Here is a 24,307-nt window from a genome sequence, read left to right on the forward strand (position 1 = left end):
CTTCAAGGGCCGCGGCCAGGGAGCGCGTAGCTCAGCCGGTAGAGCAACTGACTTTTAATCAGTAGGTCCAGGGTTCGAATCCCTGCGCGCTCACCATTTAAATCTCAATAAAATCAACTACTTACGCATACCTTCCTAATCTACCAAATGCGCCTCATTTTACGATGTTTACGGCACATTTCCGGCTTTTACGGCACATGATTGGCACATGGTACATGAATTGGCCGATTGCTTTGTACGCTCAACTCGGGGGAGTTAATGAATCGTCCAATTCCCAAACGGCATCATTTCGTGCCGGAGATGTTGCAGAAGCGATTTGTAAATGACCAAGCAGGTCTGTGGACTTACGACTCGCGTCGTGCCGAAAGCGGTGTCCGCGCCGACATGCCTAAGAATCTGTTTCTCGAGGGGCATTTATACACCCACGTTGCGAAGAGCGGGGCAAAGGACGTGAGTCTTGAAGTCGACTTTAGTCGGCTCGAAGCGTTGGCCGATCCACTCATAACTAAAATGATTGACGCGATGTCCAAGAATCGCCGCCCGCTACTTACCGCTGATGAGCGCGCTGTCTGGGACGAATTCTTCCTCCAGCAGTGGCGCCGGGTGCCTGATCTTCGAGACGAATTGATGTCTGTCGAAGCTTATCGCGACGCAATCGAAGAGGCGATTGACGATTTCAGCAAGAACGTTCGCCCAGTGAGCGACGGCGAGCGTGAAAAATATCTTGCCGCTGACAAAATGAAATCGGCGCGCAATAACCTCCACATCACCACTTTGAAGTCTCAGAGTGGCATAATCCGAAATGCGCTCGCAGGCAGAGGACTGATCTTCGCGCGCGTGACCAACCCTCGGAAGTCGTTGATCCTCGCCAGCCGGCCGGTCGTCAAAGTCACCTCAGGTGCAGTTAAGTTGTTGTCTGATGAACGAGTCCATGCCTGGTTGCCAATCAGCCCAGATCTCGCGGTTAGCCCAGGCTACTATGGTGGAGGCACGGCAGTCGTCGACCTTACCGACGGTCAGGTCCGACATATGAACTTGGCGTTTGCGGAACAGAGCCGCCAGATTGCGGGACGATCAGAGGCGTTGATTAAATCGTTGGCACCATACGTCGGGACGAACACCGATATCACGCGGCCGAGTCGATGACGGCCGCCGATTGATATTGGCATAATCCAAAATTGGATGATGCTTCCGGGGCCTGACCATTCAGAGAATCTATATCACGCAGACCGCGTTTCACCGGCCCGCTTTGCGCCAACCGGCCGCCCTCGCTTCGGATTCCGAACAGAACCAGCGCTCGCCGTACTGCGGAGAGATATTTGTTTCCGCATACCGCTCTTGGCCCGGTACGTGATAGATACGCTCGCGGGAATTGATGCTGACATTACCCTTGATGTTGCAGCTCGGCGATAAGCCCAACCCGGTTGCCAGCGATGTAAACGAGCCCGCTGAGAAAATGCCTGCGATGGCGACGGTGACCAAGCCGAACGTCAATGCCGGAGCCTTGGCGAAGAAAGACTGCTTCGGCTTTGCCTTACGGAATTGGTGATAGTTTCGCATGTCAGCCTCCCTTGCCCACAGTGTAACAACGGTGAGTTGAGGCATGATTTAGCAATCAATTAAAAAGCAAATAACCGCCGGCTGGTGAGACCGGCGGGTCGCTGTGGTGGGCTTGGAGTTACCGGCCGGCGCGCTGCTTGTGTTGGCGCAGGTGGTGATCGCGCCGGCCATTGGTATTTCTGTAGCGGGCGGTTGACGCTGTGAACGCAGCCACCCGCCCGGCTTGGCGGATCAAGCGCCTCGCCGCCCCCGCGGGGGTGGGGATAAAAGGCCCCGTCGCCATAAGGCGCTCAGGGGCAAGGGCCGGAGGTGCGGCCGGAAACTTACTGAGGCTGTAGAGCGTCGGCAGCGTTCCTCAGGGCGTGCACCTGGAAGCACAACTCGTCGAAGCCTAGATGCTCACGGAGGCCGATCTCGTGGAGACCCTCCAGAGACACTACGTTGCGTAAGACTTCATCGATCAGCGTCACCGCGATCTTCGCCATCATCTGGAGGTCGTAAACTTCGCTCCGCCAAGGGTGGTGCGGGCGACCGTCATCGGCGCCCTGCACGTTCGTTCTGCCAGTTTCGTGGGACTGGCGTCTTAATCTGCCTTCGTCGAGTTCGACTGCGACGGCAGGTTGCGGTCTTAATCTGCGAACGTTGGTCATTGGCTGGGCTCCTCGTGTTGCGATGTTACCGAAAAAGCGGTATGTCATTAAAAAACACCAACATCACATCAATGTCAACAAAAAATAATGACATTGTTGTTTTTTAATGAGGTTGACTGATGACGCCCGCTCAATGCCGCGCCGCGCGAGCACTTGTAAACTGGACGCAGCCGCATCTTGCCGAAGCGGCCGGAGTGTCGCCGTCAACTCTACGGGACTTTGAGTCCGGAAAACGCGTGCCAATCGCTAATAACCTGGCGGCTATCCGCACCTCTCTAGAATCGGCCGGTGTGACCTTCCTTGAGAACGGCGATGTAGCTCCGGGCGCGGGCGTGGCTTTGAGGTGGTGACCTAAAACTGAGGCAAGCAATATGACCCGCTCCCGAAAAAAGACTCCGATCTCTGGCGTGACGACTGCCGAGAGCGACAAGCCATTCAAAAAGCGCGAGCATCGTCGAGAGCGACGCGCTGTGGCCGACGCGCTTGCCAAAGGTGACGAACTGCCGTCTGCGAAGGCGTTTGGCGATCCGTGGAGCGGCGAGAAGGATGGCAAGCTCTATCGGCCGAACGTTCCATCGATGATCAGGAAGTAGACCCCGGCGTGCGACTACGCGACAGGCAGCCGTGAGTGATCCTCTCGGCACGATGGAAAGCCAGAAACCTAAATTTTACAAATTTGTCAAAGACTTAGATCTAATATTTTGGAATTCCGGCCTTGACCGCTCCGATTTCTGCCAATAGCTTCCACTAGCGCCCACCAAGCGCACCGCCTGTTCGGCGCCACCACCACATCGAGGAGACAACATTAACGCGGTCGGCATGCGTGCCGGCGGCATTGTCTGTTCCTCTTTTGATGGAGGGTGGCCATGGAGCCTACCGTTCCGCTCGATACGATCTACACCGCCGATGAAGCCGCGGCGCGCCTGCGCTTGACCAATCGCGGCGTGATCAAACTCGCGAAGGCGCATGGCCTGTGTTCCCGCTCCGGTCGCAACTATCTGTTTTCCGAGAGCGATCTTTTGGCGCTGTGGGAAGTTCTCCGCGAACCGCCGAAAGTGTCGAAGCTTCCGACGGTGAAGACGCACATCTCTGATTTAAGGCTCTACCAAACTCTTCAGAAGCTTACCGCCAATAAGAAGGGGCGTGGTCGAGCTAGATGGGAAGCCACCAACGCCAAAAACAAGGAAATGCGTGAGGCGACGAAAGCAGCCATCGAGAAATGGAAGGACGATGAGCCGTTGGATCACAGCAAGCGAGATCAGGACTACTGGACGCCAGAGCGGAAAGAGCGCCGCCGTCTAGAGAGCCTGGCAAAGAAGAAGGGCTGGGTGGCGCGAACATGACTAAAGATGATCTCCTCGACGGCCTACTCACCCCGGAAGAAATTGCGCGCCGTATCACGGCGTCGAGCGGCGTGCATATGACGGCTCGCACTATCTGGGAAAAGGCGAGGAGAATCGGCGTCGCCAAGAAGATAGGCAGGGCAATGCTGGTAGCGGTCGAAGATATTCCGGCGCTGCTAAAAGAAGAAAGCAAGACGGAAAAACGCGAACGTCTGATTAAGAAATCCAACCGGCCCGACGCGCTTGCCATGCTTCAGAGAGCACGCAAGAAAAGGGCGCGCGCATGACCCACAACGACAACTCCCCTCGCCTCATCGGCCGCAAAGAGGCTGCCGCGTATTGCGGCATTGCCGTGAGCACGTTTTCTTTGTGGGTCGCCAAAGGCAAAGCGCCACCGACGGTGCCTGGGACCCGGAAGTGGGATCGGCATGCGATCGATGCTTTGCTGAATGCATTCAGCGGTATCGGTGAACCGCCATCCGCCAATGCGATACCCACTAATCGCGCACGACAAGACGAGGATAAAGTCGACAGGCCACGGTTCGGTCTCGACGCCAAGAGTGAAAACATCCTGGTAGCGATGTCGTACAACACCGAACTGAACACGCTGAATCTTCTGCCTGGCGCCGGGTCGGTGTTGATGGGGCGTCTGGTCGGGAAGGGTTTGGTGAATTGCGAGACCGCGGATGGGCAGAAGCTCTATATCATCACCGAAGATGGGCACGCAGAGGCATGTAGGATCGTCGAGAGCTGGAAGAGGCGGTAGCCTGTGACCCAAAAGTTGAATGAGTCCTTGCGGCAGCGTGAGATGACCGATCCTCTCTCAAAATTACCCATGTTCGCCACGGACGACGAGATCGCCATTGCGATCGTCGGCAAGGCACGAGCATCAACGTGGAAGCGCGGCGCCCTATTGATTTTGGAGGCGCGGGGATTCCCCAAAGTCGACGCCCTTCACGGCGGCCGGCCGGTCCCGTTGGTCCGCAAGTGGTACAATCAATACATGGGCGTCGATAAAAGCTATGTGTTGCAGACCTTGGAACCAGCGAAAGACAACCCGGAAGCTTGGCGCCCCAAGCGCGAGATTCGGGCTGAACGCAAACCCCAACTGGGTCTAAGCACCCGCTGCGAGAAAGCTCTGCGCCACATGGTCGAGCACCCGGATATTCGCACCAGTGCAGAAATCTCGGGTGCTCGCGATCTAACCCTCGAGCAGTTGGCGCAGGTTGGAGCACTTAAAGAGGGAAAACGAGACAGCCAGGGCGACCGCACATGGACCGTGACCGACATAGGGCGGGAGGAAATTGCCCGCATTAATGACTGGCACAAAGGCATCACGTATCGGCCTAGCTGGCGGCGAGGAACACCGCGCGCCTGATCTCCACCTCATATTGCAATTGGGCTAGCCATTGGAAAAGGGACAACGCCATGTCAGAACAAGACCGCCAACAGCGCCTACAAGCCGCCATCGATAGGCGCGACTACACCCTCGACGAAATGTGCGAGAAATTCTCGCCAGGCACTCACGGTTGCCACGAGGCACTGCACGTCGCGAGCATGCTGGGCGATCTCGTCGACGGACGTCTCTGCGATCATCCAGCGGTGCTGATGGTGCCGGAATGGTATGCATTGGCCGAGCGGGCGCAGGAGGCGCTGTTCGACCTCTATCAGGCGATTGGGGCGGCGCATTTGGGTCGGGAGAGGTGAGGCTGTTCATCGGCCAGCTTGCATGCGACATATGAGAAAGCGAGAACCGCACTTGCGGAATGCGCTTCGCTCGACGAATGCCAAGATTGGGCAGACAAGGCGGCAGCACTGGCGTCATATGCCAAGCAGGCGAAAGACGACCAGCTTGAGCGCATGTCCCAACGCATCACAGATTGCTGGCGATGCAAGAGCTTGGTCGCGCCGCTGTAGAATGCGCAGTTCATGATGTCGATGATCTACATGCTGAACTTATGGAGATCGACGAGAACCTGGCACGGGCGGAACTGTCGCCCGCGCAGGAAGCTGCGCATATTCTGCGCAGGCAAGCGATCTGGTCGGAGATCAGGAGGCCCGTGGGTGAAACAATTTGTTCCACCCAGAAAGCATCAGAGCACAAAGACAGCATGACGCGCAGCTGCCGGCACTCTTGAAAAGCTCCGTGGAGCGGAGAAGGATGTCGCTCGAAGAGCTCAGCAAGCTGTCAGATTTCTAATGCTGCATCGAAGGGATGCCGACCTCTTGACACCCCACCAAACCAGAACATAATAAGAACATTCACGGCGTTGCGGCCGCCATCCTGACAGAACACGCTTAAACTCCGTTCCTGCGGAGAAGGAGAAGCCATGTCCGCCGCCCAGCTAGAAAACGCCACCGACACCGACGAACTCGCCGCCGCCCTCGACTGGCACAATGGAGACGCGATCGCGACCGTCCAAACGCTGCTCAACGACTGCCGGCACCTTCGCGAACAACTGGCATTTGCCGAAGCCTCAATGAGCGTTGGTTTCACTCGTGGCTGGCGGCCCAGCGAGAACGCAGGCACGTGCCCCTCCGCGTGATGATCGGCAACGTTGAACATCATGGACGTCTATCCGGATCGTTCGCACCGATCGTGCGCAACAACGGGGATCACCGGCAGCTACTTCGGAGGCGCTGCCTGCTTTGAAGAGAATTGTCTATTTTCGCAGCGGCGCTTTTGAGCATCAATGTGGCCGCCGCCCAAGAGCCCATCATCGGGCGCGCTTCGGTGATTGACGGTGATACGATCGAGATCGCCGGCGAGCGCATACGCCTTCACGGCATTGACGCGCCCGAGAGTTGGCAGAAATGCCAGGATGGCGATGGAGGCACGTACCGATGCGGAAAGGAAGCTGCTTTTGCGCTTGAAAGATTCCTCGCAGCCTCGCGGCCTACCCGTTGCGAGACAGTGGAGCGCGACCGATACAAACGCCTCGTTGGCGTCTGCTTTCGCGCCGACGGCCAGGCGGTCAACCATTGGCTCGTTGCCAATGGATATGCCGTTGATTGGGAGAAATACAGCATGGGCGCCTATGCGGCCGCGCTGGACAAGGCTCGGACGTCAGGAGTTGGTATTTGGCGCGGCGAGTTCCAGCTACCTTGCGAAGCTCGAGCGGAACGTGCGAAGCAGTTGCCGGCATGTTGACGAAGAGTGGCGTCAAACGCTCGCCTGCCAACCTGCACGCGCGCGAGGTCGGCGGGGTCTCGGAGATTCATAGGGGGGAAAATGTCTCGATTTGCGCTTCCGTTCTTGCTTGCGATGGGCGTTTCACAGCCGGTGATGGCAAGCACCGAAGAATTTGAGAAGGCCATCATTGCCGCTCTTCACCTCTCAGAATTTCAGACAATGCCCGCAGAACAGCGCAAGCAACTAGCCGAAACTTCATTGGCATATTGGAAGAATTTCGACAGTCGTATCCCCCGCAATTCCCCTGCTGATACTGCGTGGCTCCGCCGTGAACTGGATACGACCGACACGATGCGGATCAACCGAGCCGTCAACTCTCCTGCATATGCCCATGAGCAGCTCGGCGCGCTTTCTACGAATTGCATCAGCATTTTTGAGAGTTTGCTGAATGCGGTAGGGGGCGCCAAGGCTACCGAACTATACCTTTGGTTAAAATCAACCCAATGCTACTCAAATACAGGTACGGCGCACTACCAGCTGCTGGCTGGCCTCTCAAATGGACGGTACGATGGGGCCTTTAAGATGCAGTCATTCACGATGGTGCTTTCCACTATAACTGGCAAGCTCGCCAACAGCATCATCCAAGAATGATCTATCGAACCTGCGGACAAACAAGTTTCAACAGCAGAACATGGCGCCCAGAAAACAAAAAAGGCCCGCCACCGATTAGGGTGGCGGGCCTGGGCGTGTGGAGTGGTGGTGGCGGCAGGTTATTCGGCGTCTCCCGCTTCGACAAACGCCTCAGCGACGGTTGATAGGGGAATAAACATTGCCTTGTATTCCTCCTGATCCTGGGCTGGATCCGCAAACTGTTGAAATCCAAAGGTCTCGTAGTATGCCTTCACCTTTTCATTGAATGCGTGCAGAGTTAGCGCATAGACGCCCACGTGCTCGCGAACTTCTAATGCTCGTTGGAACGCGTCCAGCATCATGCGAGCGCCCAAGCCTTTGGGGGCCGCTTTATCCCTCCCAATCATAGTGAGGTAGATAGAGGGAATAGCGTCGAACCTACCAAATTTCTTATCAGCTTCAGCGTTCATCCCAGGCCGAAAAGTCATCGTCGTCAGAGCGTAGAATCCTACCGGCGACTTATCGTCGGCGGTGCACGCAACGAAAACACGCTGAGCGTAAGCCCTATGGCTTTTCAACGCATTGTTTTTAAAGAAATTGTCTATTCGCTGAAGGTCGCAGCAAAAAGCCCCTCGCGGGTGTTCGCCGAGGGGCTCAATAACGATGTCGTTCATAGTAGGTCGATGGCCTTACTTTGCGTTCGCCGATTTACGGGCGCTTCGGATAAGGTCAACGAGCGCAGGAGCAACTTTCGCGGGCTTATCCAACTCCGCCTTCAACTGCTCAAACTTCGCTGTGTCACACACTACCGGCATGGGTGTGAAATCGCCGTTGTCTTTTAAAAGCGCAACCATGTTGGCCTCCATATTCTTGTTAGGCGAGAATAAAACGTAAATCGTTAAGCGTTTGTTCCACACGCGCCGACACGCGCTGCGTTTCACCGTTACTCAACATGCATAACGCATAGTTGCGAATTCCGCAACGTTCCACCAACACTTTGTTGGGTGTTTCGCGCGCGAACGTTTCAACGTCACATCGCGCAACTGCCTGCGTACGTAGGGGTTCTGTGTTGCTTGCGCAAGACGTTACGCGCGCGTCGTTCGCGGCTTCGCCTGATTCTCGACGATGCGGTCAACGCGCAGCGTCATGTGGTCGACGGCAGTCTTTACGCCGCTGATGGCCTCCATGATGCTTTCGGTCGCTTCCCGCATGCCCTGCTTGGTAATGTAGGTTTCGGCCACATGAAGGCGCTGTTGCGCTAGGTCGGCAGCCACCTTATCCGCCTTGTCCTCGGCGACCTTCACCTTCCCCTCGATGCGCCACCACACACCAGACACTGCGCCGAACAGCATGACGATAAACCCTACAACGGCCATGATTTCGGCGCCGGTCACGGCTTCACCCCACAGAGCTTCGCCAGCTTCTCATTCTCGGCCAGGATCTGGCGCTTGGTGCCTTCCGTCAACTTGTCCTCGACCGACGGTCGAACGGGGCGCGCAACGTCGCAGTAGCTACCGGCCGTCACGCAGCCACTTACCGAGAGCGCGATCAACGTCGCCACCCCCCATGTTCTGAACATCATCCTCGACGCCCCTCGCCTGTTTTATGGCTTTCGCGTTTGCCTTAGCTTGCTCCGCCTTGGCATCAGCCTTGCCGCTGGAGCGTCCATAGAAAAAGGCGCCCGCGACGATCGCGAGCGCAGCGCCGACAGGAGCCAGCCAACTTGAGATGCGGGACCAGATTGCCGCGATGATTATCACGTCGGATGCCCCACCTTCCTCGCCCACTGCCACCAGGCAACCGGAATGGCGCCGATAGCGGCGGCGATGCCAGCCTCGATCGAAGCGGCAACGGCGGGGTCTTCTGTGATGAGCGACCTGACTTCCTCGCCGATGTATCCGGAGCCGTAGAGCCAGCCCGCAATCATGTAGAGGGCGATTCTTATCCAGACGGTCATTTCTTGCCTCCCTTGATGAGCGCCAGCAGAAAGCGACCGAGCGCCGCCCAGAAGCCGTTTGCGGCGGGTGTGGTGGGCGTAGTGGGCTTATTGGGAACAACGGCACCCGGCACGTAGCCAGCCGCAAGCAGCGCGGCCTCGAAGGAGCGCCCGTACTTCTCAATACGCGGCCCGTTCGCCTTCACGTCGCCGTTGATGATTGCCCTCGATGCCGCATACCGATAACCCTCTGGCGCGTCGTAATCCTTCAACTTGCGGCCAGTGAACGTGCCCCCCGTCATGCCGTCAAAAAGGATATTGATGGCCGTGGCCATCTCGCCGGCTTTGTCAGGCGTGCCCGAGAGCCCGAACTTGACGTAGTTTGCCTTGCCAGTGATCTGGGCCAGGCCGCGCCCGCGGTAGAGCCAGCCATCGTCTGGGCCAACATTGCCGATCCTGCCGCCGTAGACCTTGTTGGCCAGCTTGCGCTGGTTGCCGGCATACGGTGCGGCAGCGGCAAGCGTCGGGAATCGGCTAGGCCAGACTTCCGTCAACCGCTTTGCTGAGTAGTTGAGATTTTCCGAGATTGGCTGCATTGCGCCGCCTGTCTCGTGGTGCGTCTCGGCAAGGATCGCAGCCAGATGCGCCAACGGCGTACCGCGGCGCTCTGCCTCGTCGAGAATCGCGTCGATGCCCTGCACTTGTGCTTTCTTGTTGACAGACAAGGGCGAGCGCACCGCCGCGAAGAATTTCGCGCGGTCCATTGGTGGTCTCCTAGAATGTTGTGGTTAGTGCCGCCTTGGTGGATAGGTCGGCCGCATCAGGTGGATGCTCCAAGAATAGCGGAGCACCTCGCGCAGTTGACGATTGGGTTCATAGGTGGTTCCCTTTGGCCCGCCACTTAGCGAAACGGCCCCAGCTTCTTCCCGTCGGAACCCAGTGCTTGGCCACCTGTCAGAAAGCAGGCTTCCACCATCGGTAGAAACCATGTATTTTATCGCTTTCTTATATATCTAAGCGAACGGCTCGTCGTCGATTTTTAGAACCGAAGAATTTCAGGGGGCATTTATGGAGCTTGGCGGAACCACGATCAGCGCCCAATTTCTGGGCAACTTTTCTATCATATCCAGCGACCCACTCATCGGGTTCTTCGAGTTTTCAACTTCGACGAACACGACGATCGAAGTTTCAATGGACTGGTATAGTGCGGAGGCATTGCTGTCGGCACTCGTGCAGTTCCTTTCGCACGGGCAGGCGGTGGAGTTTGATGATGGGATGTGATTGAACAGGGCCGTCTAATGTGCGCACACGTTTCAGGAAAGCGAGGACGCCTACGCTTAGTTGAGCGTCAACTGAGGCGAGTTATGATTCCAGAAGACATTACTGAAACAGCGTGGAGCCTTTCGGCCCGTCACCTTGCGCGCGGACAAAGCGACCCGACCAAGATGGTTGCTGAGGCTATTGCTCTGGAGCGGCAACGCTGTTTGGACATTGCCGCAGAATGCTGCGGAAAGGACAGCGACGTCGTTAGAGAGATCCGCGGTGCGACCAAGTAGCAACTAATAAGGCTCAAGAGACCGTGAGGATGTTCAATTGTTTTACTTAGTCACTATAAGTTAGTTTAGCTAGTGTGGAGATTGATTCCCCGATACCGGTCAATTTTTTTGAGGAAGTAAGTTGATGCATATAGCCACAGAGACCTTAACAGCAGCGGATCATCTTAATGCTGAACTACTCTTTGATGCAGCGATCGGGCGGTTGGTTCGAAATTTCGGGAAGCTAGACAGTGCCATGCACGACGCGATCAAGAATATTGTCGAGTACGGCCTCAAGGGTAGCTATCTGAATAGGAAGGACTTGGATCTCTTCACCGAAGAGGACAAGAAGATCCAGGGAGCATTGAAGCGGCGTTTTGCTCAGTTCAGGAAAGCTGTATGCGCGATAGACGCGGAAGAACTATTCATCTCAAATGTCGATTACGCGCGAACGATTTTCGACGACTTACTGATTGCAAGAAATTGCATTTGTCATAACTCATCCTCGATTGAGGAATCATCTAAGTACATTGAGCTCCGCAGGCCAATAACAACGCATCATGAGATTTTTAACTACGAAACAACCAACAACTTCTACTTTTATCTCACGATCGACGAAGTTGATGCGATCGCGAAAACCATCAGTGACATTTACTGGGTCGTGCGGAAAACCGAAATTGATGTGATGTACAAATACTCACGCGACGACCTCTGGGCTGCATCTATGCTAGACGGGAAAATCGACCTGCGCAGTACAGCGTGGCTCGAGCTACAATTAGCCCCTTCCCCGTGGGACCCGGAGTCAAGCAGAGGAACTCGGCCCAGGTCCAAGTAGCTGAAGTTTCGATCTCTTGGCATCACTTCAGCACGGCGTCGGGTTCGCCGACGCCGTGCTATTGAACGCTTAAATTGAGGCATCCAAGGAAAATGTTATGTTCCCTGGGGTAACGGCGCCATCATGCCAGATCTGAACCGTAGTGTTTGTGGCGTCCGTTGAAACAACGGAGCATCGCAGGTTCATATAAACTGCTCCGTTTGCCACGGTAGCGGTCAGGCCGGTTATGACGCTAGGTGCCCGGATCAGTCCGTGAGGAATGGGGAGGTAAGCCTGATTGGCGGGGCTGGCCGCTGTTGCGCTGGAAGTTTTCCTTAGCACCTTCCCAAAGGTCCGGCCGATATTCCACCGATCGCGGGTAATTGACACCGGGACATCAACAGTTCCAGCCGCATCAAAGTTTTCGTTTTCGATTGAGATCGACCCGCCGCCGGCCTTTTCCGTCAGGACTAGGTTTTTCTTAATCCCGGCCGCCGTCATCGTATACGTGTTGTCTCTCAACCGAAGACGGTCGGCGTCTGCGCTAATGCCAATCTGGTCAATGTTCAACAGGCTATTGCCTTCAATGGAGACGTTCGAAACCTTGTTGAGCAGGGAAATACCGTAGGCGCTCCAAGCGATTTCATTTTTCGTGATTTTCACATCGTCAATCACGCCAACGCTGCCAGAATCAACGCGGATGCCGATGCCACCTCCGACTCCGGTAGGAGATTGAGCCGCCGCTATATAGCAAGTATCGACCGTTAGTCCTTGGATACCAGCCGCCGACGAGGCAAGGTTGATGATAGCGAAAGAGCCTTGGTCAAGCATGTTATCGAGCAGATGCAGCGACAGAACCGCTTCGACCTGAACAATCGTCGTTCCGGTCAATACCGACTTGTTGCGAGAGAACGTGATTCCCTCCGGCCGCTCGCCGGCCTCTTCTGAAGAAACGCAGAAAGCTCGACCGGTCCCGCCGAAATAATTATCAACGATCTTGTTATTGATGTTGATCTGTCCTGCCTTCTTCGCGACCCGGATAGCGTAGCTTGAGGTCCGGAACGAGCCGAAAGCATTGTCTTCGATGTAAGTATCGGAGCCGGAAACGATGATGCCGTCTTTTGTGGTGACGCCTCCAACATCGAGCCGGAAGCCTCGCATCTGGATGGCGTCCTTCTGGTTGGTGTCGAGGAATTCCCCATCGCCACCGTGCGAGAATTCCGCGCCAAAACCGCCATCCAAGTAGACGCGCGACCCCGTAACCCTGAAAGTCTTCACGGCGGCTTGCGTCGTGCTCTTCGACGCCGGGTCGAAAACAAGCTTCGTATTTGCCGGCAAGTCAATTTGACTGTCGAAACGCCAGACGAAGCCGAGAGGGTGCGCCGGGATAAACGCCGTCTTCTTTGCGACTGCGGCGGCATTCACCAAAGCTTGAACTTTGGCAGAAACGTCTGCCCCATTCGCCAGAGACGGCGCAGTCATCAAAAGATCGAGGTGGCCTTCGATAATGTTTTTTACTGAGTAGATTCCACTACCAGTGAACCCCGCGTCCTGCTGCGTTTGCAGAAACCTCAGATCATTCTGCACATCGCCACGCCGAGGAGCATCAGCACAGGTAGCAATCCAAGCGATATCGATGTCAGCTCCAACGCCATTGGCGGCGAAGAAGCGGATCCCGGTGATCGTGTTCGTTTTCCAGTCAGTCCCGCCCGCAAAGGGGCTCCACATATCAAGGTATGCGGTCTTCCAGCCCGTCGACGTGTTGATGATCTTGGCGAGGAAGCTGCTGGTGAAGCCGTGACCGGACGTAGACCAGCCGAAGGCGTCTTCGTCGGAGTCCCAGCCAGGAGTCCCAACAGTGCGCCGATACCGAATGGCAAGATAGCGCTCGGTCGCCCCATTGATGGTCAGGCCACTCAGGGTGATCTGTGTACTTGCGCCGGAAGCAATGAGCTTAAGGTAGCCATCAACATTCGACTTGGCCGCGCCGGTCGCCGTGAAAGTGTTGAGTTCCGTGTATCCGCGCCAGCTATTGACGGGGTTGCCGCCTCCTCCTATCGCAGCCGCCGCTTCTGCTGCCGCCTGCGCAGCCTCGGCCGCCACCTGCGCCGCTTCAGCAGCAGCAACGATAGCGCTAGACACTTGGTCGTTGAGCAGCCTAAACGTCGAGCCGGAAACAATACCGAGAACGATCATGCCCGCGACCAGACCGCCCGCGCTAACGTTATTGCCGGTATTCGTCTTGATCGTGAGTGCCGAGCCGCCGTTGAAGCTAATCGTCACCGGACTTCCCGTGTTCGCGCGAAACACGTTTGTCCAGATCAGCGCCGAGCCCGAAACCGGCATCGAAGTCGTCGCCTGGATGGCGTTCGCCGTGCCGGCACCCACATCGCTCGCAATGATGAAGGAGAACGGCAGATCGCTGACGCGCGTCCAGCTTCCGGTCCCGCTAGCGCCAACCTTCTTGTAGACGCCGTTGTTGGCGACGGTCGCATCGCCCAGCACCCACGCCATGCTGTTGGCGGCGTAGTTCAGGCTGGCGTCGAGGCTGGCCTTGGACGAGAAAAGCAACCCGCCGTTGGACAGGAAGGCGTCAATAACATTCTCATACTGCTTCAGCAGCTTGCGGATTTCAGACTTCGCCGGCTGAAGCGGCGAGCCAGCAGGGCCATCCGCATAAACAGTCTGTGCGTTCGGGGAAAATGCCACGTGGCTCTCCTGAAAAGAAAAACCCCGCCGAACGGCAGGGCTCAAGATGTTTGATTGTCAGCGTCAGAGGCGCGTCAGGTTACGACGAAACTACCCGTAGCTACGGGCGTGCCCTCGATGCCGGAACTGTTGATTGAAACGATCCAGGCATAGCGAGTGCCGGCCGAGATTGTGCGCGAAGCACTGTCGGTGGAACTCGGAGCTCCGTACTCAGGCGGGCTGAGATACGTCGCAGTGCCGAAGTTGTTGACCGTGTTCCAATAGATTTTCGCTCCGGCGTAGTTCGCGCTGTTCGGAGCCGTCCAGTTGAAAGTTGCTGTGCCAGATCCGGGCGTTACAGAAACACCAGTCACCGCGCCGGGGGGCGTCGGATCGGCGGTGGATGTGACGCTTTCGGTGGTTGACCACGCTGAATAGGCACCGCCAGGACTTGTATAAGCGACCTGCACTTCAAGCGCCTGATTCACCGGAACCGTGTTGGTGTTCAAGTTGATGTAGCCGATCGAGGGCTGAGCATCGGGGAAACTTTGCTCAACCCACGCGCCCGGAACCCCCGCCCCGATGTCGGCAACGCGGTATCTGACAATCGGCGTGAGACTTGCGTCGCCGGGGTCAATGACCACCACGCGGATGTAGACGGAGCCGCCGTTCGCCTTTGACTGCACCAGATTGATGACTGGAGTTACAATCCCAGAGACGGCCGGCTGGTTTGGAACTGGAGGCTGCACCCCCTCGTCGACCGCAGGATTCCATGCGTCGATGTTGTCCGGATGCTGCACAATATCCATCGAAAAGCCGCCACGCGTGAGTGCAAGCAGTGAACGGCGATTTTCAATCAGCTTTCCGTTTAGCCTTGGCAGCCGCAGCGGCGTATCCAATCGAACCCATCGCGAATATACCGCGTTGATGCCGGATAAACGAACGTCGATGCTGCCCTTGACTTTCTGACGAAGCCGCAACCAGTCACGCTTGCCGAGCCTTCGTGCTTGCCGCCACTGGTGTACCCACTGATACTCAGCCTCCTCAGCCAAGATGCGCCCAGATTCAAGTTGAGCTTCCACATCCTCGAAATAGTCGGTGTCCGACGTTGTGTAGTCGGTGGATGGATACGTGAACTTCGGAATGAGGCGGTTGCACTCGTCCTCGAAAAGCACGTCGTACTGAATGTTGTGGCCGACGATATCGCGATCCGACAGCGTAACGCAGCGGCTCTCGCGGAACTTGCCGACCGTCAGGATGCGAGCGCCGTCACCTCTTGCCACTAAATGCCCGTCACAGGCGGCAAGCATGGCGTTCAGGCCAGCCTTCGGTCCGTTCTCAGTGGTGTCGAAGCCGTTGCATTCATAGCGCTTCTCAGTACCGCCGCCGGCAAGGGTTACCGCTTCGTCGCAGATGTCGGCCTCTTCTTTCCAGAGGTCGATGACCGGGAGCAACGCCTTTTGATAGTCGAGGCCGAACCCGAACTCGTTAAAGCAAAGGTGCCATGCGGTGATGATCGCGCTGTTTCGCGTCCACTGCCAGGTACTCGGATCAGCAGGGTTCTGTGCCGGGTCTCGGAAATCCCAGCAAAGGGCACCATCGAGCTCGACGGAAACCTGCGGCACGCCATAGGGGAACCGCTTCTGCTGGTCTTTCATCCGGGTCGCGCCGGCGAACATGCAAAGAGACGCCTGCCCGTCCCCGCGGTGATCGTTGGTCCAGAGGCCCTCCGACGAGAAGTCGGCCACTGCGTTAGCGTAGGCCGTCTCAGTAGGAAGACCCAGACGCGTCTGGATCTGGACGCTGGTGTTGCCGTAGCGGCCGCCACCGGGCGAAATCACCCAGCCGCTGCCGTCGAGAGAGACTTCATCGTCGTGTAGCCAATAGCGATTGAACGACTTGATGCGGTGACCGGCCATCGCCTGGATGCCGAAAAGGCGGTGGCCCTTGGACTCCCAAAGCATGTAGGCGCCAGCCATTCGCGTGCGGCCGACTGCCCAGATGCGGTATGGTATCGACTGCGTCAGCGGAACCTTGGCCGCCTCAGGCTTCGGGGGTTTGGGCGCCATCAGCATCCGAATGCCGATCGATAGCGCCGTCGTCGCGATGGCCGATGCAATCGACGCGTAAGTGATAGTCGAGGCGCCAATCGTGATGCCGCCAGTGCCCAGCACGGCGGTAAACAGTGGCGTAAAGATGGGGTCAAAAACGACCGTGCTGTAAAGCGATGTCGAATGACCAAGGCCATATCGCTGCAGCATCATGCGATGGTGTAAGCTCACCCCGTAAACCTCCACGCTGCAACGTAATTCATCTGTTTCGCGACAACGCCGGAAGGCCCCAACATCATCCAGAGCGGGCCAAACCTGATTGCGCAAATCTCGGTGATTTCGCCGTCCATGCCGGCAGGTGCCTTGACCACGCCGACGTCGCCGTCCTGTGGGTGCTGGATGCGCTTGAAACCCAGTGGCTCTAGTGTCTTCGCGGCGAAAGCAACGGTGCCCCCAGCACGCGCTAGGATTTCGTGAGCGCCCCTGGCCGTGGAATAAGTGCCGCGGTAACTGGCGGCGGGATCGACGCCGATGCTCTCTTGCAGCCAGGTGGCGCAGAACGTCGTGCAGTCGTCACCGCCCATCCCGCCCCACCTGAATCGGTGCGGCAGGGCTGCAAATTCCTGCAATGTCATCTTGTTTCCTTGCCGCCACGCGGCAGCGATTGGCCGGGGCTAGTAGCCGAGCGTCCATGTGGGCTGGACACCGCGGGCAAGGCGGGCCGTCTCATCACAGAACTTGTCGCTCGACGAAATCGCCTTCTGGTGAGCCGAAGACCAGAGCGTGCGCGCCGGCCTCGACCGTGTCGCCTCTCCGGCCACTACGGCCAGCGAAAGGGTAAGCGTCACCGACTGGCCGCTCGGCGTTGCCGGTGATTGCTCGCCGACGTGGGAGGCGGTCCCTGTCCAGATCGGGATGATGTCGCTCATCGGCTGGAAATACTGATCCAGCGTCGTGATGCCCATCTGGACGTTCGCGCCGCGCACCACCGGCAGACTGTCGATCGTCTTTGCGGCCGTCGCTGGGTCGATGCCCGACAGCGTGAACTCCACACTATCCGCAGTTCCGTTGACCAGCACTTCGAGCGTGGGGACGCCGACAAGTCGGCCGCCGCCGAGATAGACGGTCCCGTCTGGATCTATGCTGTCAAAATTCGCTGGTATATCGTTGATTCCGAACCACATATGCAAAGCAGGGTCGGTGGCAATGCGAAGAAAGATGCCAAGTTGATGGCTCCCGCGCAGTTCCTCAATAACGTTGTCTGGAACCCAGCCCATCAGAACGCCTCAACAAACTGAATGGCCTGCTGCGTCACGAAGAACGCCTCGACCACGGACGGCAACGTGAAATCCGATTTGAACTTCGCGACGAACATCGGCCGAGCGAATTCGACACGCGTTCCGACCGTCACGGCTTCCCGCAGCGGGGGTGCTATGGCCAATTGATAGTCGGTGAATGCGCCCGAGCCGTCTGAACCTTCGGTCGAGTCCAAGACTTCCCAATATCGATACGCTCGCCAGCCCTTTGTCGGGTGGTAGATCGAAAACCAATCCGACCACCGCAGCGGTCTAGACAACCCGTAGACCTTCAATCGAATTACACCAGCATTCAGGGCCGCTGCTTCGGTGATCTCGCCCCAGGCGGTCGCCTGGCTGTAGCCGGAGCCATCATCGAAATAGGACCCATCAGAATGCGGAATGCCGCTGACGATCGGCGTCGGCAACCGCCCAATTTTAGGGAACGGCCCGAACCAGTCGGTGATGATCGGAACGTTGATGAATCGGTACCCACCATTCAGGCGGGCGCCGAGCCAATTCACATATTCGTAGTGCTCCGGATCCTTGATTTTGCAGTCTTCATAGATGGCGGTGACGATACCGCCACCGCTCATCTCGATTGACTGCCCCTCACCCACGCCATTGCGGCCGCCGTCGATCGACGAGCCGGTGACGTCATAGGTGGTTCGCAACGGGGCCAGAAAGTTGGCCGCCAGCGTCGGCTGATTGATGTAAACAGCCATTGTCAGCCCTTCTGGTTTGTATAGCGGACCTGCATGGTCCCGAAGCCGCCGCGGCGCTCATTGTCGTTCTGCGCGGCCAAAGCCTCGCCCACACCCTGCTTCACCAGCGTGCGCACGTGATCGTCACCGCTGGCGCCGCTGATGTGCACCTGCAGAACACCCGGCTGTGAGTTGCTGTTCGTCGCCGATGCGCGACCGTTTAGCCGCGGAGCACGCGGCGCGCCGACGAGGCCGCCGTTGGCGTAGCCGCGAAGACGCTCAAGCGTTGGAACGCCGATGCGGCTGGTCGCTGCTGCGTCGAAGACGTACTCGCCTTTGTGGACGATGCCGGCAGGCGTGTACTTGCCGCCTGAGCCGGTATACCCGCCCTTATCGAACAGGCCGATGCCGCCGCTCGCCGCGAGTTGCTTGGATCCGGAGAAAGCTGTGCCGGACAGGAATGACAGCCAGGATGATCCGCCACCACCTGCCGAGGTGAGGTTGGTTGCGAGGCTGCTAAGGCCCTTGGTCGTTTCCGTGGAAGCGCCTGCCAACTTCTCGAGCGCCTCGCCGGCCGATTTGGCCTGCGAGATTTCGAAATGCATGGCGTCCTTCTTGGACTTCCAGTCGCCGCCCCAGTTGAAGCCATTTCGAGCCGCTATGGCGCTGACGCCAGTCGGCATGTCGGTGACAAGATTTCGCCCCATCGGATTGGCCTGCGGATTGATGTCAATCGCATTGCCATAGGCATGGTTCGACAGCTTGTTTGTCCCGGCGATGTTGCGGTGGTTGTAGCCGCCAATCGACTTGATCTGGTAGCCAGTGGCCTCAAGGTCGTTGACGAGCGACTGAAACTGCGAAGCGAACTTGGAATTCACATCTGCGGTCAGACCGCTTGCCGTGCTGATCGTGGACAGGCCAATGCCCGTCTTAGACGTTCCTGCTGCTGGCAGTGCTCCGCGCGTTACCGCACCCACTGGCGCGGCAAAGGCAGATGCGAGCGAAGAAGGTGCAGCCGGGAAGGCCGATAACGTCGAGCTCGCCGCGCCACCCTTTGCCCCAAACACAGCCGATGCCAGCGCGTTGCCGATCTGCGTGAAGAGGCTATCCAGCGACTTCTGCATGGCATTCGCGGCGGCGTTCTTGATGGCATCCGCGAAGGACTCGCCGATGCTCTTGCCGCCCGATACGACGCCAGTTGTAAACTCCGACAGGAACGACTGCGTCAGGTCCGACAACTCTTCACGCTGGAACTGATCGCGGATCATTGCCGCGTTCGTTCCGCCCATGTCTTCAGATAGGCCGTAAGACCGCAGCCGTTGCTTTACGGCCTGCTCTTGCTTCGACATGCCGGCGAAGACGCCGTCGTCGAGCAGATCCTGCTTTAGCTTGGCTTCAGACAGCGCCTGCGAGTATTTCTCGTAGGCGGCTACCTTCTCCTCGATCTTAATGCGCTGCTTTTCAGACAGCGATCGGCCCTTGTCTTCGGCCTGCTGCAGCAATTCCAACCGGAACCGTGCGGCATCTGTGGCGACGCCGTATTGGCCGGAAAGTTCCGTTTCCAACCGGAGTTGCGCAATTCTGTCGTCCGCGCTCTTGATAAGGTCGCGATACGCGTTCGCTGCGCGCTCCGCAGAGGTCTCAGCTTTCTTGTTGGGCTCGTCGCCCAACTGGATCGGTTTGGCGCCAGGTGTCGGAACGGAGACAGTGCGGCCGTCGCCATTGACGATGGTCGGATTTTCGTTCTGCGCCTGCCGAAAGCGATAGTCCTGGATATCGTTCTGGTTGACGAGGAACCTGCCGTCGCCGCTCAGTATTGGCGAAAGCTGGCCGAGAGGGCCAAGTTGCTTGATCAGGTCGGCGAGAACCGCCGCCTCGGTCTTGAACTTCGATGCGCTGGTCGCGGCTTTATCGATCGACGGCGCGAGCTTCTCGAATATTTCGAGGTACTTTTGCAGTTCCGGAGTAGCGTTGTCTTTGATGACCGCCGCCAGTTCCGACTGCACCTTCTTGGCAAGGTCCGAGCTAGCCGTGCCGTCTTCGATGCCGGCGACAAGTTCACTAAACGCCCGCTGAAGACTGGTGACCTTGTCTGTATCTTGGCCCATCTGCGACAAGCGCGACACGATGTCGGCAATCTCGGTGTTTACGTCACCGAGCGCTTTACGAAGCTCCGTCCACTGCTCATCGGCGGCGATGCTTGCCGCCTCTTTCAAATCCTTGTTGTCGGCTGCCTTCTGCCGTTCGTCGTAGTAAGCTTTCAATGCCGGTACGGCTTCAGCCCACTTATTGACGACAGCCTGAACGAGCTCGGCTTCCTTTTTCAGAGTTTCCTCTGACTTGCCGCCGCCCCATTCGATGGTGGAGAAGTATTGGACTGCCGCTGCCGTCGCGCCGATAGCTGCGATCGTTGCCAGGGAGATCGGATTGAGAAGCTGCGTGAATGCGCCAGCGACCGCAGGTCCAATTGCTTGGCCCTTGGCGCGAATGTCGTTAAAGACCTGCGCAACTTGCGGCCCCTGCTGAAGCGCAACAGTGTACCATGGCATGAATGGTGCCGTGGTGAGCGTGTCAAATCCCTGCGCGGCTAGGTTGGACGTATTGAACGCCCCGGCTCCCATGCTGCCGCGACCGCTTGTCTTGTTTATTTCTGCGTTCTTGCCGCGAATCGCGGCGGTTGCTTGGAGCGCCGCCTGCCGCTCGCGCTGGATGGCTGCTGTCATCTCGTTCGCAGAGATGGCGCCTACCGCATGCGCGCGGCGAATATCAGAAACAGCCGATTTGTAGTTGTTGATGGTCGCGAAGAGCGGGCTGTACTTTGAGCGCAGCCGCTCAAGTTCCTTGCCCTGATCCGCGAGCGCGCCGCTCCACTCCTTGGCGCCCTTGGTTCCGATTCCGACCATCTTGTCGATGCGGGCCTGCAGCGAAGAGGTCATCGAGTTGTCGATGCCCTTGCCCAGGTCGTTGAATTGCTTCTGGACCTTGCCAGTGGTCGACGAAATGTCCTGCTCGAGCCGCTTGAGGCTGCGCTTGACGGTCGCAAGGTCGGCGCTGATGGAAATTACAAGATCGTCGGTCTTTTCAACCATCAGGCGTATATCCTAGAATAGCAGAAGCCCGCGTGGTGGCGGGCTTCTGAGGTGGTGAAGATGGATGGATGGCTGAAGGCGCTTGTCGCAGCCGCCTGCGTTGTGGTGATCGCGGGTGGTGGCTGGTTCGCAATAGGAGAGTATCGAAAATCAGGCGAGGCAGAAGCTGCGCAGAAGGAATCGACAATGCGCTCCGGCTGCCGGCAGTCATTGTCGCCAGAAAACAAGGACTATTCTCTACTGCGCGAGACGTGCTTGAATCGCGGCTACATCACTCAAAGTGAATTCAACGCAGCTTCCAACTAACCGTACTTCTCCAACAGCGCGTCCATCTCACTCTTAGAAGGCGCCTTCGGAGCGTCGTCGACGCCATTGGCCTCGTTTCGACCGTGGATGGCTTCGAAAAACTCAGTCATGGTGGCGGCCCAGAAATCAGTGGGACGCCAACCAAGCCCGCCAAGGGCAATCCGTATCCAGTCGCGCCACGGAAACGGCTCTTCCCGCTCTACTTGGCCGCCTAGCCGGCGGCTTCCGCGTTTCCCTCGTCACCGTCGAAATGATGGCCGAGCACGGTGAGGAAGGCAGCCTTGCATGCCGCCAGGTCCTTTAGCTTGAGCGCCTGGATAGCGGCGAGTTTGTCGCCTCGCACCGTCAGCAGCTCGATCGCGGCAAAGGTGGCTGCGACCTCAACGTCGGATAGGCGCACGAAAAGCTCCTGAAACGACTTGCACTCCAGACGGGTTGAAACAGCGGCCAAGCCGGCCATGCTTGCCGCCACGACGACAGGCACGTCGCCAACCCAGAGCTCGGCTTCGCCGCGGGCGCCGTTCACCTCAAGCGGGAAAGGCTTCTTTTCCGCCAGCTTCGCCTTGGCAGTTGCCATAGTCTTCTCCTCTTTTGCCATCGATTACACCTCGGCAGTGAACGTCAGTACGTCGGCGGCAACGAAGGTTGCGCTGAATTCCAAGTTCGGCTCGACGTCGCCGTCGAATGAGAAGTCGGTCACCATCCACGAGCCCTCATACGTGCCGTCGCCGGGGACAACGACCTGCGCATTGAACGCTTCGCTGTTGCGCACGTGCGTCAGGAATGCAGTCGATACGGCGCTCTTCACGAAATTGCCGGAGCCGGTGAAAGTGCGGTTCGAGATGCCGGGACGGCTGGTCTTCTGAACCGGGCCGCCTGGATTGGTGCACGACGGGATGGTCGTGTCGATTTCGTTGGCGGAAAGATTGAAGCTGCGGGTTTTGATGCCGCAGAGATTGCTGAACACTTCCGGCGAACCGCCGTCGCCTACCTTGATAAGCAAGAGGCGGCCAAGCTGCTGTCCATCTGCCATGTGGTCTCCTTCGCCGGCAGCGCCGGACGTCAATTGTGGTGGTTCTTTGTGGTGGTGGCCCGCCGCTAAGCGATGCGCTCGACGTTCGCCACGAAGTCAATGACCGCATGGCTCGTCAGCCCGTCCGCGTCACGAAAGACGCGAGTCTGGCGATGCATGAGTGAAACAAGGCGCCACGTCGTCAGATTGACCGGCGCGAGATGGAGCGATTCAACGACCGCGTCTGCTATTTTCTTGCATTCCGGAAAGCCGACCCTGCGCGACCATGCGTGGAGGGTCAGGAACACGTCGCCTCCACTAATGCACGTCGCATCATCGCGGATGAACTGCGCCTCGCCGATCGTGACGTAGCCCTCTTTGGGCATTGCCCAACGATTGTCAGGAGGCTGGTCATAAACCCCGTTCACAAGGCTCATGAGGCCAGCGTCAGCCTTCAGGCGCGTGACGATCACGCCCTGTAATTCCAGTTCAGCGCTGGCCATTCGGAAATCCTTGCCGGGTTACTTGCTCATGGCCTCTTTGACGCCCTTGTTGACGGCGGCCTGAATTTTACGCTTTGCCCTATCCCGCATTTCGCGCCACGTCGGAAAGATGTGAGGCTGCGCGGCAGTGCCGGGATGCTGCGTACCGCCGCCTTCTGCGTGCGTCACCTGCCCCAGGACAGTACCGCCACCTGGCGCTGTGTTGTGCGGCGCTGTGCCGAACTCCAAGAACCGCCAGATGAACGGAGCAAAGACTCCAGCCGCCGATGGGTCTTTCGACGCATTGATGCCGACTGGCTTTTTGTCTGGGTGATCAGCGAGCCTGCCGGCTTCGATGTTGTGCATGTATTCCAGCGTTGCACCCGTAGGCGCGCGGCCAGCAATCTTGTCGGCGGCCTCTTCGGCGATCTCCAGCTTTGCTGGTGCCGCATACTTCTCGACAGATGGCGCAATCTCGTTCAACTTCTTGGTCAGCGCCTCGCGCCCCAGAATCTTCGTCTTCAGCGCCATGCCGTCTCTCCTGCCTTACGTCCACCGCTACGTGGCAACCCCGTCATCGACCAGCAATTCAAGCCAGCCGTTCTTCTGGTCCGGATTGGTCACGGTGCGGATGTTGAGTACCCGCCTGTCGTTGCGCGCGTCGACGGCCCGCCAGGATGGCGTGACTTCCCGGCTGGCAACACACGACCGGATCCGAACGATGTAAGGCTGCCTGCCCGTCAGGCGGGCCGCTTGCACGCCCTCGCCGCCGCGGAGCGGCACGAGCTCGGCAAAGTCGGTGAAGATGGTGGCGAAGTCCGTTTGCGGGTTGCCGTATTCGTCCTCGCCCTCGCCGCGCTTCTGAAAGTGCATCTTCTCGCGTTGGCGGCCCGCACTAGGCTTTTTTGCCATTGGCCACCTCCCGCTCTCGCCGTGGCGTCGGAGCCTTCAAAGCCTTACCCGCCGTAATCGCCTCTTCGGCGCACTCGCGAGTGACGTTCTCGATCATCCCGGCTTTGTAAGCGATGGTGAAGCCCGGCTGCACCCAGTTGTGGTCGGCGGTAAAGCGAATCCACATG

The 24,307-nt window shown here is 58.0% G+C and carries 33 protein-coding genes, 1 tRNA gene and 1 pseudogene; 15 read left to right on the forward strand and 20 right to left on the reverse strand.

Annotated elements, in window-relative coordinates:
• Positions 1-20 precede the first annotated feature (20 nt).
• Both VGO12_RS03175 and VGO12_RS03180 read left to right on the forward strand, forming a co-directional pair.
• Positions 21-96: transfer RNA gene (locus VGO12_RS03175), tRNA-Lys, on the forward strand.
• Positions 97-258: 162 nt separating this feature from the next.
• Positions 259-1,146 carry a DUF4238 domain-containing protein gene (locus tag VGO12_RS03180; protein WP_327511283.1) on the forward strand — a complete coding sequence of 296 codons (888 nt, stop codon included), beginning with the start codon at positions 259-261 and terminating at the stop codon, positions 1,144-1,146.
• 90 nt (positions 1,147-1,236) lie between these two features.
• On the opposite strand, the gene VGO12_RS03185 is transcribed toward VGO12_RS03180, so the two are convergent.
• Together VGO12_RS03185 and VGO12_RS03190 are read right to left on the reverse strand one after the other, a co-directional pair.
• Positions 1,237-1,560, reverse strand: a complete 324-nt coding sequence (locus tag VGO12_RS03185) for a succinoglycan biosynthesis protein exoi (protein ID WP_327511284.1) — start codon at positions 1,558-1,560, stop codon at positions 1,237-1,239.
• A 323-nt stretch (positions 1,561-1,883) separates the two neighbouring features.
• Positions 1,884-2,210 carry a hypothetical protein gene (locus tag VGO12_RS03190; protein WP_327511285.1) on the reverse strand — a complete coding sequence of 109 codons (327 nt, stop codon included), beginning with the start codon at positions 2,208-2,210 and terminating at the stop codon, positions 1,884-1,886.
• 119 nt (positions 2,211-2,329) lie between these two features.
• Between VGO12_RS03190 and VGO12_RS03195 the strand changes: the two genes are divergently transcribed.
• The 10 genes from VGO12_RS03195 (at position 2,330) to VGO12_RS03240 (ending at position 7,337) form a co-directional block, all read left to right on the forward strand.
• The gene (locus tag VGO12_RS03195) at positions 2,330-2,560 is read left to right on the forward strand and encodes a helix-turn-helix transcriptional regulator (RefSeq protein ID WP_327511286.1); all 231 of its coding nucleotides are present in this window, start codon (positions 2,330-2,332) and stop codon (positions 2,558-2,560) included.
• A 21-nt stretch (positions 2,561-2,581) separates the two neighbouring features.
• Entirely contained in the window at positions 2,582-2,803 is a 222-nt protein-coding gene (locus VGO12_RS03200) for a hypothetical protein (protein WP_327511287.1), read from the forward strand.
• Between the two features lie 273 nt (positions 2,804-3,076).
• Entirely contained in the window at positions 3,077-3,553 is a 477-nt protein-coding gene (locus VGO12_RS03205) for a helix-turn-helix domain-containing protein (RefSeq protein ID WP_327511288.1), read from the forward strand.
• Entirely contained in the window at positions 3,550-3,840 is a 291-nt protein-coding gene (locus tag VGO12_RS03210; protein ID WP_327511289.1) for a hypothetical protein, read from the forward strand. Before VGO12_RS03205 ends, VGO12_RS03210 begins: the two co-directional genes overlap by 4 nt.
• Entirely contained in the window at positions 3,837-4,319 is a 483-nt protein-coding gene (locus tag VGO12_RS03215; RefSeq protein WP_327511290.1) for a hypothetical protein, read from the forward strand. Before VGO12_RS03210 ends, VGO12_RS03215 begins: the two co-directional genes overlap by 4 nt.
• Positions 4,320-4,361: 42 nt before the next feature.
• Positions 4,362-4,931, forward strand: a complete 570-nt coding sequence (locus tag VGO12_RS03220) for a hypothetical protein (protein ID WP_327511291.1) — start codon at positions 4,362-4,364, stop codon at positions 4,929-4,931.
• 50 nt (positions 4,932-4,981) lie between these two features.
• Positions 4,982-5,260: a hypothetical protein gene (locus VGO12_RS03225; protein ID WP_327511292.1), complete on the forward strand. Its 279-nt coding sequence runs from the start codon at positions 4,982-4,984 to the stop codon at positions 5,258-5,260.
• A gap of 623 nt (positions 5,261-5,883) precedes the next feature.
• Complete coding sequence (locus VGO12_RS03230) at positions 5,884-6,099, forward strand: hypothetical protein (RefSeq protein ID WP_327511293.1); 216 nt, start codon at positions 5,884-5,886, stop codon at positions 6,097-6,099.
• Positions 6,100-6,212: 113 nt separating this feature from the next.
• Positions 6,213-6,704, forward strand: coding sequence for a thermonuclease family protein (locus tag VGO12_RS03235; protein ID WP_327511294.1), 492 nt, complete (start codon positions 6,213-6,215; stop codon positions 6,702-6,704).
• A gap of 81 nt (positions 6,705-6,785) precedes the next feature.
• Positions 6,786-7,337, forward strand: a complete 552-nt coding sequence (locus VGO12_RS03240; RefSeq protein WP_327511295.1) for a hypothetical protein — start codon at positions 6,786-6,788, stop codon at positions 7,335-7,337.
• 119 nt (positions 7,338-7,456) lie between these two features.
• On the opposite strand, the gene VGO12_RS03245 is transcribed toward VGO12_RS03240, so the two are convergent.
• The 5 genes from VGO12_RS03245 to VGO12_RS03265 all read right to left on the reverse strand — a co-directional run bounded on the left by VGO12_RS03245 (position 7,457) and on the right by VGO12_RS03265 (position 10,016).
• Entirely contained in the window at positions 7,457-7,990 is a 534-nt protein-coding gene (locus tag VGO12_RS03245) for a hypothetical protein (RefSeq protein WP_327511296.1), read from the reverse strand.
• A gap of 411 nt (positions 7,991-8,401) precedes the next feature.
• Positions 8,402-8,710, reverse strand: a complete 309-nt coding sequence (locus VGO12_RS03250; RefSeq protein WP_327511297.1) for a hypothetical protein — start codon at positions 8,708-8,710, stop codon at positions 8,402-8,404.
• A complete protein-coding gene (locus VGO12_RS03255) occupies positions 8,707-8,898 on the reverse strand; it encodes a hypothetical protein (RefSeq protein WP_327511298.1) in 192 nt (63 codons plus the stop codon). The genes VGO12_RS03250 and VGO12_RS03255 overlap by 4 nt, the downstream gene beginning before the upstream one ends.
• A 174-nt stretch (positions 8,899-9,072) precedes the next feature.
• A complete protein-coding gene (locus VGO12_RS03260) occupies positions 9,073-9,273 on the reverse strand; it encodes a hypothetical protein (protein ID WP_327511299.1) in 201 nt (66 codons plus the stop codon).
• A complete protein-coding gene (locus tag VGO12_RS03265; RefSeq protein WP_327511300.1) occupies positions 9,270-10,016 on the reverse strand; it encodes a hypothetical protein in 747 nt (248 codons plus the stop codon). The genes VGO12_RS03260 and VGO12_RS03265 overlap by 4 nt, the downstream gene beginning before the upstream one ends.
• Before the next feature lie 304 nt (positions 10,017-10,320).
• Between VGO12_RS03265 and VGO12_RS03270 the strand changes: the two genes are divergently transcribed.
• Together VGO12_RS03270 and VGO12_RS03275 are read left to right on the forward strand one after the other, a co-directional pair.
• On the forward strand, positions 10,321-10,533 hold the full coding sequence (locus tag VGO12_RS03270; protein WP_327511301.1) for a hypothetical protein: 213 nt from the start codon (positions 10,321-10,323) through the stop codon (positions 10,531-10,533).
• A 399-nt stretch (positions 10,534-10,932) separates the two neighbouring features.
• Positions 10,933-11,622, forward strand: coding sequence for a hypothetical protein (locus VGO12_RS03275; RefSeq protein WP_327511302.1), 690 nt, complete (start codon positions 10,933-10,935; stop codon positions 11,620-11,622).
• A 69-nt stretch (positions 11,623-11,691) separates the two neighbouring features.
• Here VGO12_RS03275 and VGO12_RS03280 read toward each other — a convergent pair whose 3' ends face one another.
• From VGO12_RS03280 to VGO12_RS03305, 6 genes are all read right to left on the reverse strand, one after another.
• On the reverse strand, positions 11,692-14,310 hold the full coding sequence (locus VGO12_RS03280) for a hypothetical protein (protein WP_327511303.1): 2,619 nt from the start codon (positions 14,308-14,310) through the stop codon (positions 11,692-11,694).
• 74 nt (positions 14,311-14,384) lie between these two features.
• Positions 14,385-16,553 carry a hypothetical protein gene (locus tag VGO12_RS03285; RefSeq protein WP_327511304.1) on the reverse strand — a complete coding sequence of 723 codons (2,169 nt, stop codon included), beginning with the start codon at positions 16,551-16,553 and terminating at the stop codon, positions 14,385-14,387.
• Between the two features lie 14 nt (positions 16,554-16,567).
• Complete coding sequence (locus VGO12_RS03290) at positions 16,568-17,005, reverse strand: DUF6950 family protein (RefSeq protein ID WP_414650668.1); 438 nt, start codon at positions 17,003-17,005, stop codon at positions 16,568-16,570.
• Positions 17,006-17,014: 9 nt separating this feature from the next.
• The gene (locus tag VGO12_RS03295) at positions 17,015-17,617 is read right to left on the reverse strand and encodes a hypothetical protein (RefSeq protein WP_327511306.1); all 603 of its coding nucleotides are present in this window, start codon (positions 17,615-17,617) and stop codon (positions 17,015-17,017) included.
• Entirely contained in the window at positions 17,617-18,360 is a 744-nt protein-coding gene (locus VGO12_RS03300; protein ID WP_327511307.1) for a hypothetical protein, read from the reverse strand. The genes VGO12_RS03295 and VGO12_RS03300 overlap by 1 nt, the downstream gene beginning before the upstream one ends.
• A gap of 2 nt (positions 18,361-18,362) precedes the next feature.
• On the reverse strand, positions 18,363-21,428 hold the full coding sequence (locus tag VGO12_RS03305) for a M15 family metallopeptidase (RefSeq protein ID WP_327511308.1): 3,066 nt from the start codon (positions 21,426-21,428) through the stop codon (positions 18,363-18,365).
• Positions 21,429-21,488: 60 nt separating this feature from the next.
• On the opposite strand from VGO12_RS03305, the gene VGO12_RS03310 reads away from it, so the two are divergent.
• Entirely contained in the window at positions 21,489-21,734 is a 246-nt protein-coding gene (locus VGO12_RS03310; protein WP_327511309.1) for a hypothetical protein, read from the forward strand.
• On the opposite strand, the pseudogene VGO12_RS03315 reads toward VGO12_RS03310, so the two are convergent.
• The 7 genes and pseudogenes from VGO12_RS03315 to VGO12_RS03345 all read right to left on the reverse strand — a co-directional run.
• Positions 21,731-21,907: pseudogene (locus VGO12_RS03315) on the reverse strand (phage tail assembly chaperone); the annotation flags it as partial. The gene VGO12_RS03310 and the pseudogene VGO12_RS03315 overlap by 4 nt on opposite strands.
• 38 nt (positions 21,908-21,945) lie before the next feature.
• On the reverse strand, positions 21,946-22,311 hold the full coding sequence (locus VGO12_RS03320; RefSeq protein ID WP_327511310.1) for a hypothetical protein: 366 nt from the start codon (positions 22,309-22,311) through the stop codon (positions 21,946-21,948).
• Between the two features lie 24 nt (positions 22,312-22,335).
• Entirely contained in the window at positions 22,336-22,767 is a 432-nt protein-coding gene (locus VGO12_RS03325; RefSeq protein ID WP_327511364.1) for a phage tail tube protein, read from the reverse strand.
• Positions 22,768-22,832: 65 nt separating this feature from the next.
• Entirely contained in the window at positions 22,833-23,249 is a 417-nt protein-coding gene (locus VGO12_RS03330; protein WP_327511311.1) for a DUF3168 domain-containing protein, read from the reverse strand.
• A gap of 18 nt (positions 23,250-23,267) precedes the next feature.
• A complete protein-coding gene (locus VGO12_RS03335) occupies positions 23,268-23,759 on the reverse strand; it encodes an HK97 gp10 family phage protein (RefSeq protein WP_327511312.1) in 492 nt (163 codons plus the stop codon).
• 27 nt (positions 23,760-23,786) lie between these two features.
• A complete protein-coding gene (locus VGO12_RS03340; RefSeq protein ID WP_327511313.1) occupies positions 23,787-24,140 on the reverse strand; it encodes a head-tail adaptor protein in 354 nt (117 codons plus the stop codon).
• Complete coding sequence (locus tag VGO12_RS03345; protein ID WP_327511314.1) at positions 24,124-24,306, reverse strand: hypothetical protein; 183 nt, start codon at positions 24,304-24,306, stop codon at positions 24,124-24,126. Before VGO12_RS03345 ends, VGO12_RS03340 begins: the two co-directional genes overlap by 17 nt.
• Between the last annotated feature and the right edge of the window lies 1 nt (position 24,307).

It is taken from the genome of Ensifer sp. (assembly GCF_035999135.1).
Classification (GTDB): Bacteria; Pseudomonadota; Alphaproteobacteria; order Rhizobiales; family Rhizobiaceae; genus Ensifer.

Bases quoted from the DNA above. Each gene is read 5' to 3' on its own strand.
- VGO12_RS03230 (WP_327511293.1), top strand. From the start codon at position 5,884: ATGTCCGCCGCCCAGCTAGAAAACGCCACCGACACCGACGAACTCGCC.
- VGO12_RS03345 (WP_327511314.1), bottom strand. From the start codon at position 24,306: ATGTGGATTCGCTTTACCGCCGACCACAACTGGGTGCAGCCGGGCTTC.
- VGO12_RS03255 (WP_327511298.1), bottom strand. From the start codon at position 8,898: ATGATGTTCAGAACATGGGGGGTGGCGACGTTGATCGCGCTCTCGGTA.
- VGO12_RS03325 (WP_327511364.1), bottom strand. From the start codon at position 22,767: ATGGCAGATGGACAGCAGCTTGGCCGCCTCTTGCTTATCAAGGTAGGC.
- VGO12_RS03195 (WP_327511286.1), top strand. From the start codon at position 2,330: ATGACGCCCGCTCAATGCCGCGCCGCGCGAGCACTTGTAAACTGGACG.
- VGO12_RS03260 (WP_327511299.1), bottom strand. From the start codon at position 9,273: ATGACCGTCTGGATAAGAATCGCCCTCTACATGATTGCGGGCTGGCTC.
- VGO12_RS03330 (WP_327511311.1), bottom strand. From the start codon at position 23,249: ATGGCCAGCGCTGAACTGGAATTACAGGGCGTGATCGTCACGCGCCTG.
- VGO12_RS03185 (WP_327511284.1), bottom strand. From the start codon at position 1,560: ATGCGAAACTATCACCAATTCCGTAAGGCAAAGCCGAAGCAGTCTTTC.
- VGO12_RS03310 (WP_327511309.1), top strand. From the start codon at position 21,489: ATGGATGGATGGCTGAAGGCGCTTGTCGCAGCCGCCTGCGTTGTGGTG.
- VGO12_RS03305 (WP_327511308.1), bottom strand. From the start codon at position 21,428: ATGGTTGAAAAGACCGACGATCTTGTAATTTCCATCAGCGCCGACCTT.
- VGO12_RS03285 (WP_327511304.1), bottom strand. From the start codon at position 16,553: ATGATGCTGCAGCGATATGGCCTTGGTCATTCGACATCGCTTTACAGC.
- VGO12_RS03335 (WP_327511312.1), bottom strand. From the start codon at position 23,759: ATGGCGCTGAAGACGAAGATTCTGGGGCGCGAGGCGCTGACCAAGAAG.
- VGO12_RS03320 (WP_327511310.1), bottom strand. From the start codon at position 22,311: ATGGCAACTGCCAAGGCGAAGCTGGCGGAAAAGAAGCCTTTCCCGCTT.
- VGO12_RS03270 (WP_327511301.1), top strand. From the start codon at position 10,321: ATGGAGCTTGGCGGAACCACGATCAGCGCCCAATTTCTGGGCAACTTT.
- VGO12_RS03210 (WP_327511289.1), top strand. From the start codon at position 3,550: ATGACTAAAGATGATCTCCTCGACGGCCTACTCACCCCGGAAGAAATT.
- VGO12_RS03205 (WP_327511288.1), top strand. From the start codon at position 3,077: ATGGAGCCTACCGTTCCGCTCGATACGATCTACACCGCCGATGAAGCC.
- VGO12_RS03245 (WP_327511296.1), bottom strand. From the start codon at position 7,990: ATGAACGACATCGTTATTGAGCCCCTCGGCGAACACCCGCGAGGGGCT.
- VGO12_RS03295 (WP_327511306.1), bottom strand. From the start codon at position 17,617: ATGGGCTGGGTTCCAGACAACGTTATTGAGGAACTGCGCGGGAGCCAT.
- VGO12_RS03265 (WP_327511300.1), bottom strand. From the start codon at position 10,016: ATGGACCGCGCGAAATTCTTCGCGGCGGTGCGCTCGCCCTTGTCTGTC.
- VGO12_RS03220 (WP_327511291.1), top strand. From the start codon at position 4,362: ATGACCGATCCTCTCTCAAAATTACCCATGTTCGCCACGGACGACGAG.
- VGO12_RS03190 (WP_327511285.1), bottom strand. From the start codon at position 2,210: ATGACCAACGTTCGCAGATTAAGACCGCAACCTGCCGTCGCAGTCGAA.
- VGO12_RS03340 (WP_327511313.1), bottom strand. From the start codon at position 24,140: ATGGCAAAAAAGCCTAGTGCGGGCCGCCAACGCGAGAAGATGCACTTT.
- VGO12_RS03225 (WP_327511292.1), top strand. From the start codon at position 4,982: ATGTCAGAACAAGACCGCCAACAGCGCCTACAAGCCGCCATCGATAGG.
- VGO12_RS03215 (WP_327511290.1), top strand. From the start codon at position 3,837: ATGACCCACAACGACAACTCCCCTCGCCTCATCGGCCGCAAAGAGGCT.
- VGO12_RS03275 (WP_327511302.1), top strand. From the start codon at position 10,933: ATGCATATAGCCACAGAGACCTTAACAGCAGCGGATCATCTTAATGCT.
- VGO12_RS03180 (WP_327511283.1), top strand. From the start codon at position 259: ATGAATCGTCCAATTCCCAAACGGCATCATTTCGTGCCGGAGATGTTG.
- VGO12_RS03300 (WP_327511307.1), bottom strand. From the start codon at position 18,360: ATGGCTGTTTACATCAATCAGCCGACGCTGGCGGCCAACTTTCTGGCC.
- VGO12_RS03240 (WP_327511295.1), top strand. From the start codon at position 6,786: ATGTCTCGATTTGCGCTTCCGTTCTTGCTTGCGATGGGCGTTTCACAG.
- VGO12_RS03200 (WP_327511287.1), top strand. From the start codon at position 2,582: ATGACCCGCTCCCGAAAAAAGACTCCGATCTCTGGCGTGACGACTGCC.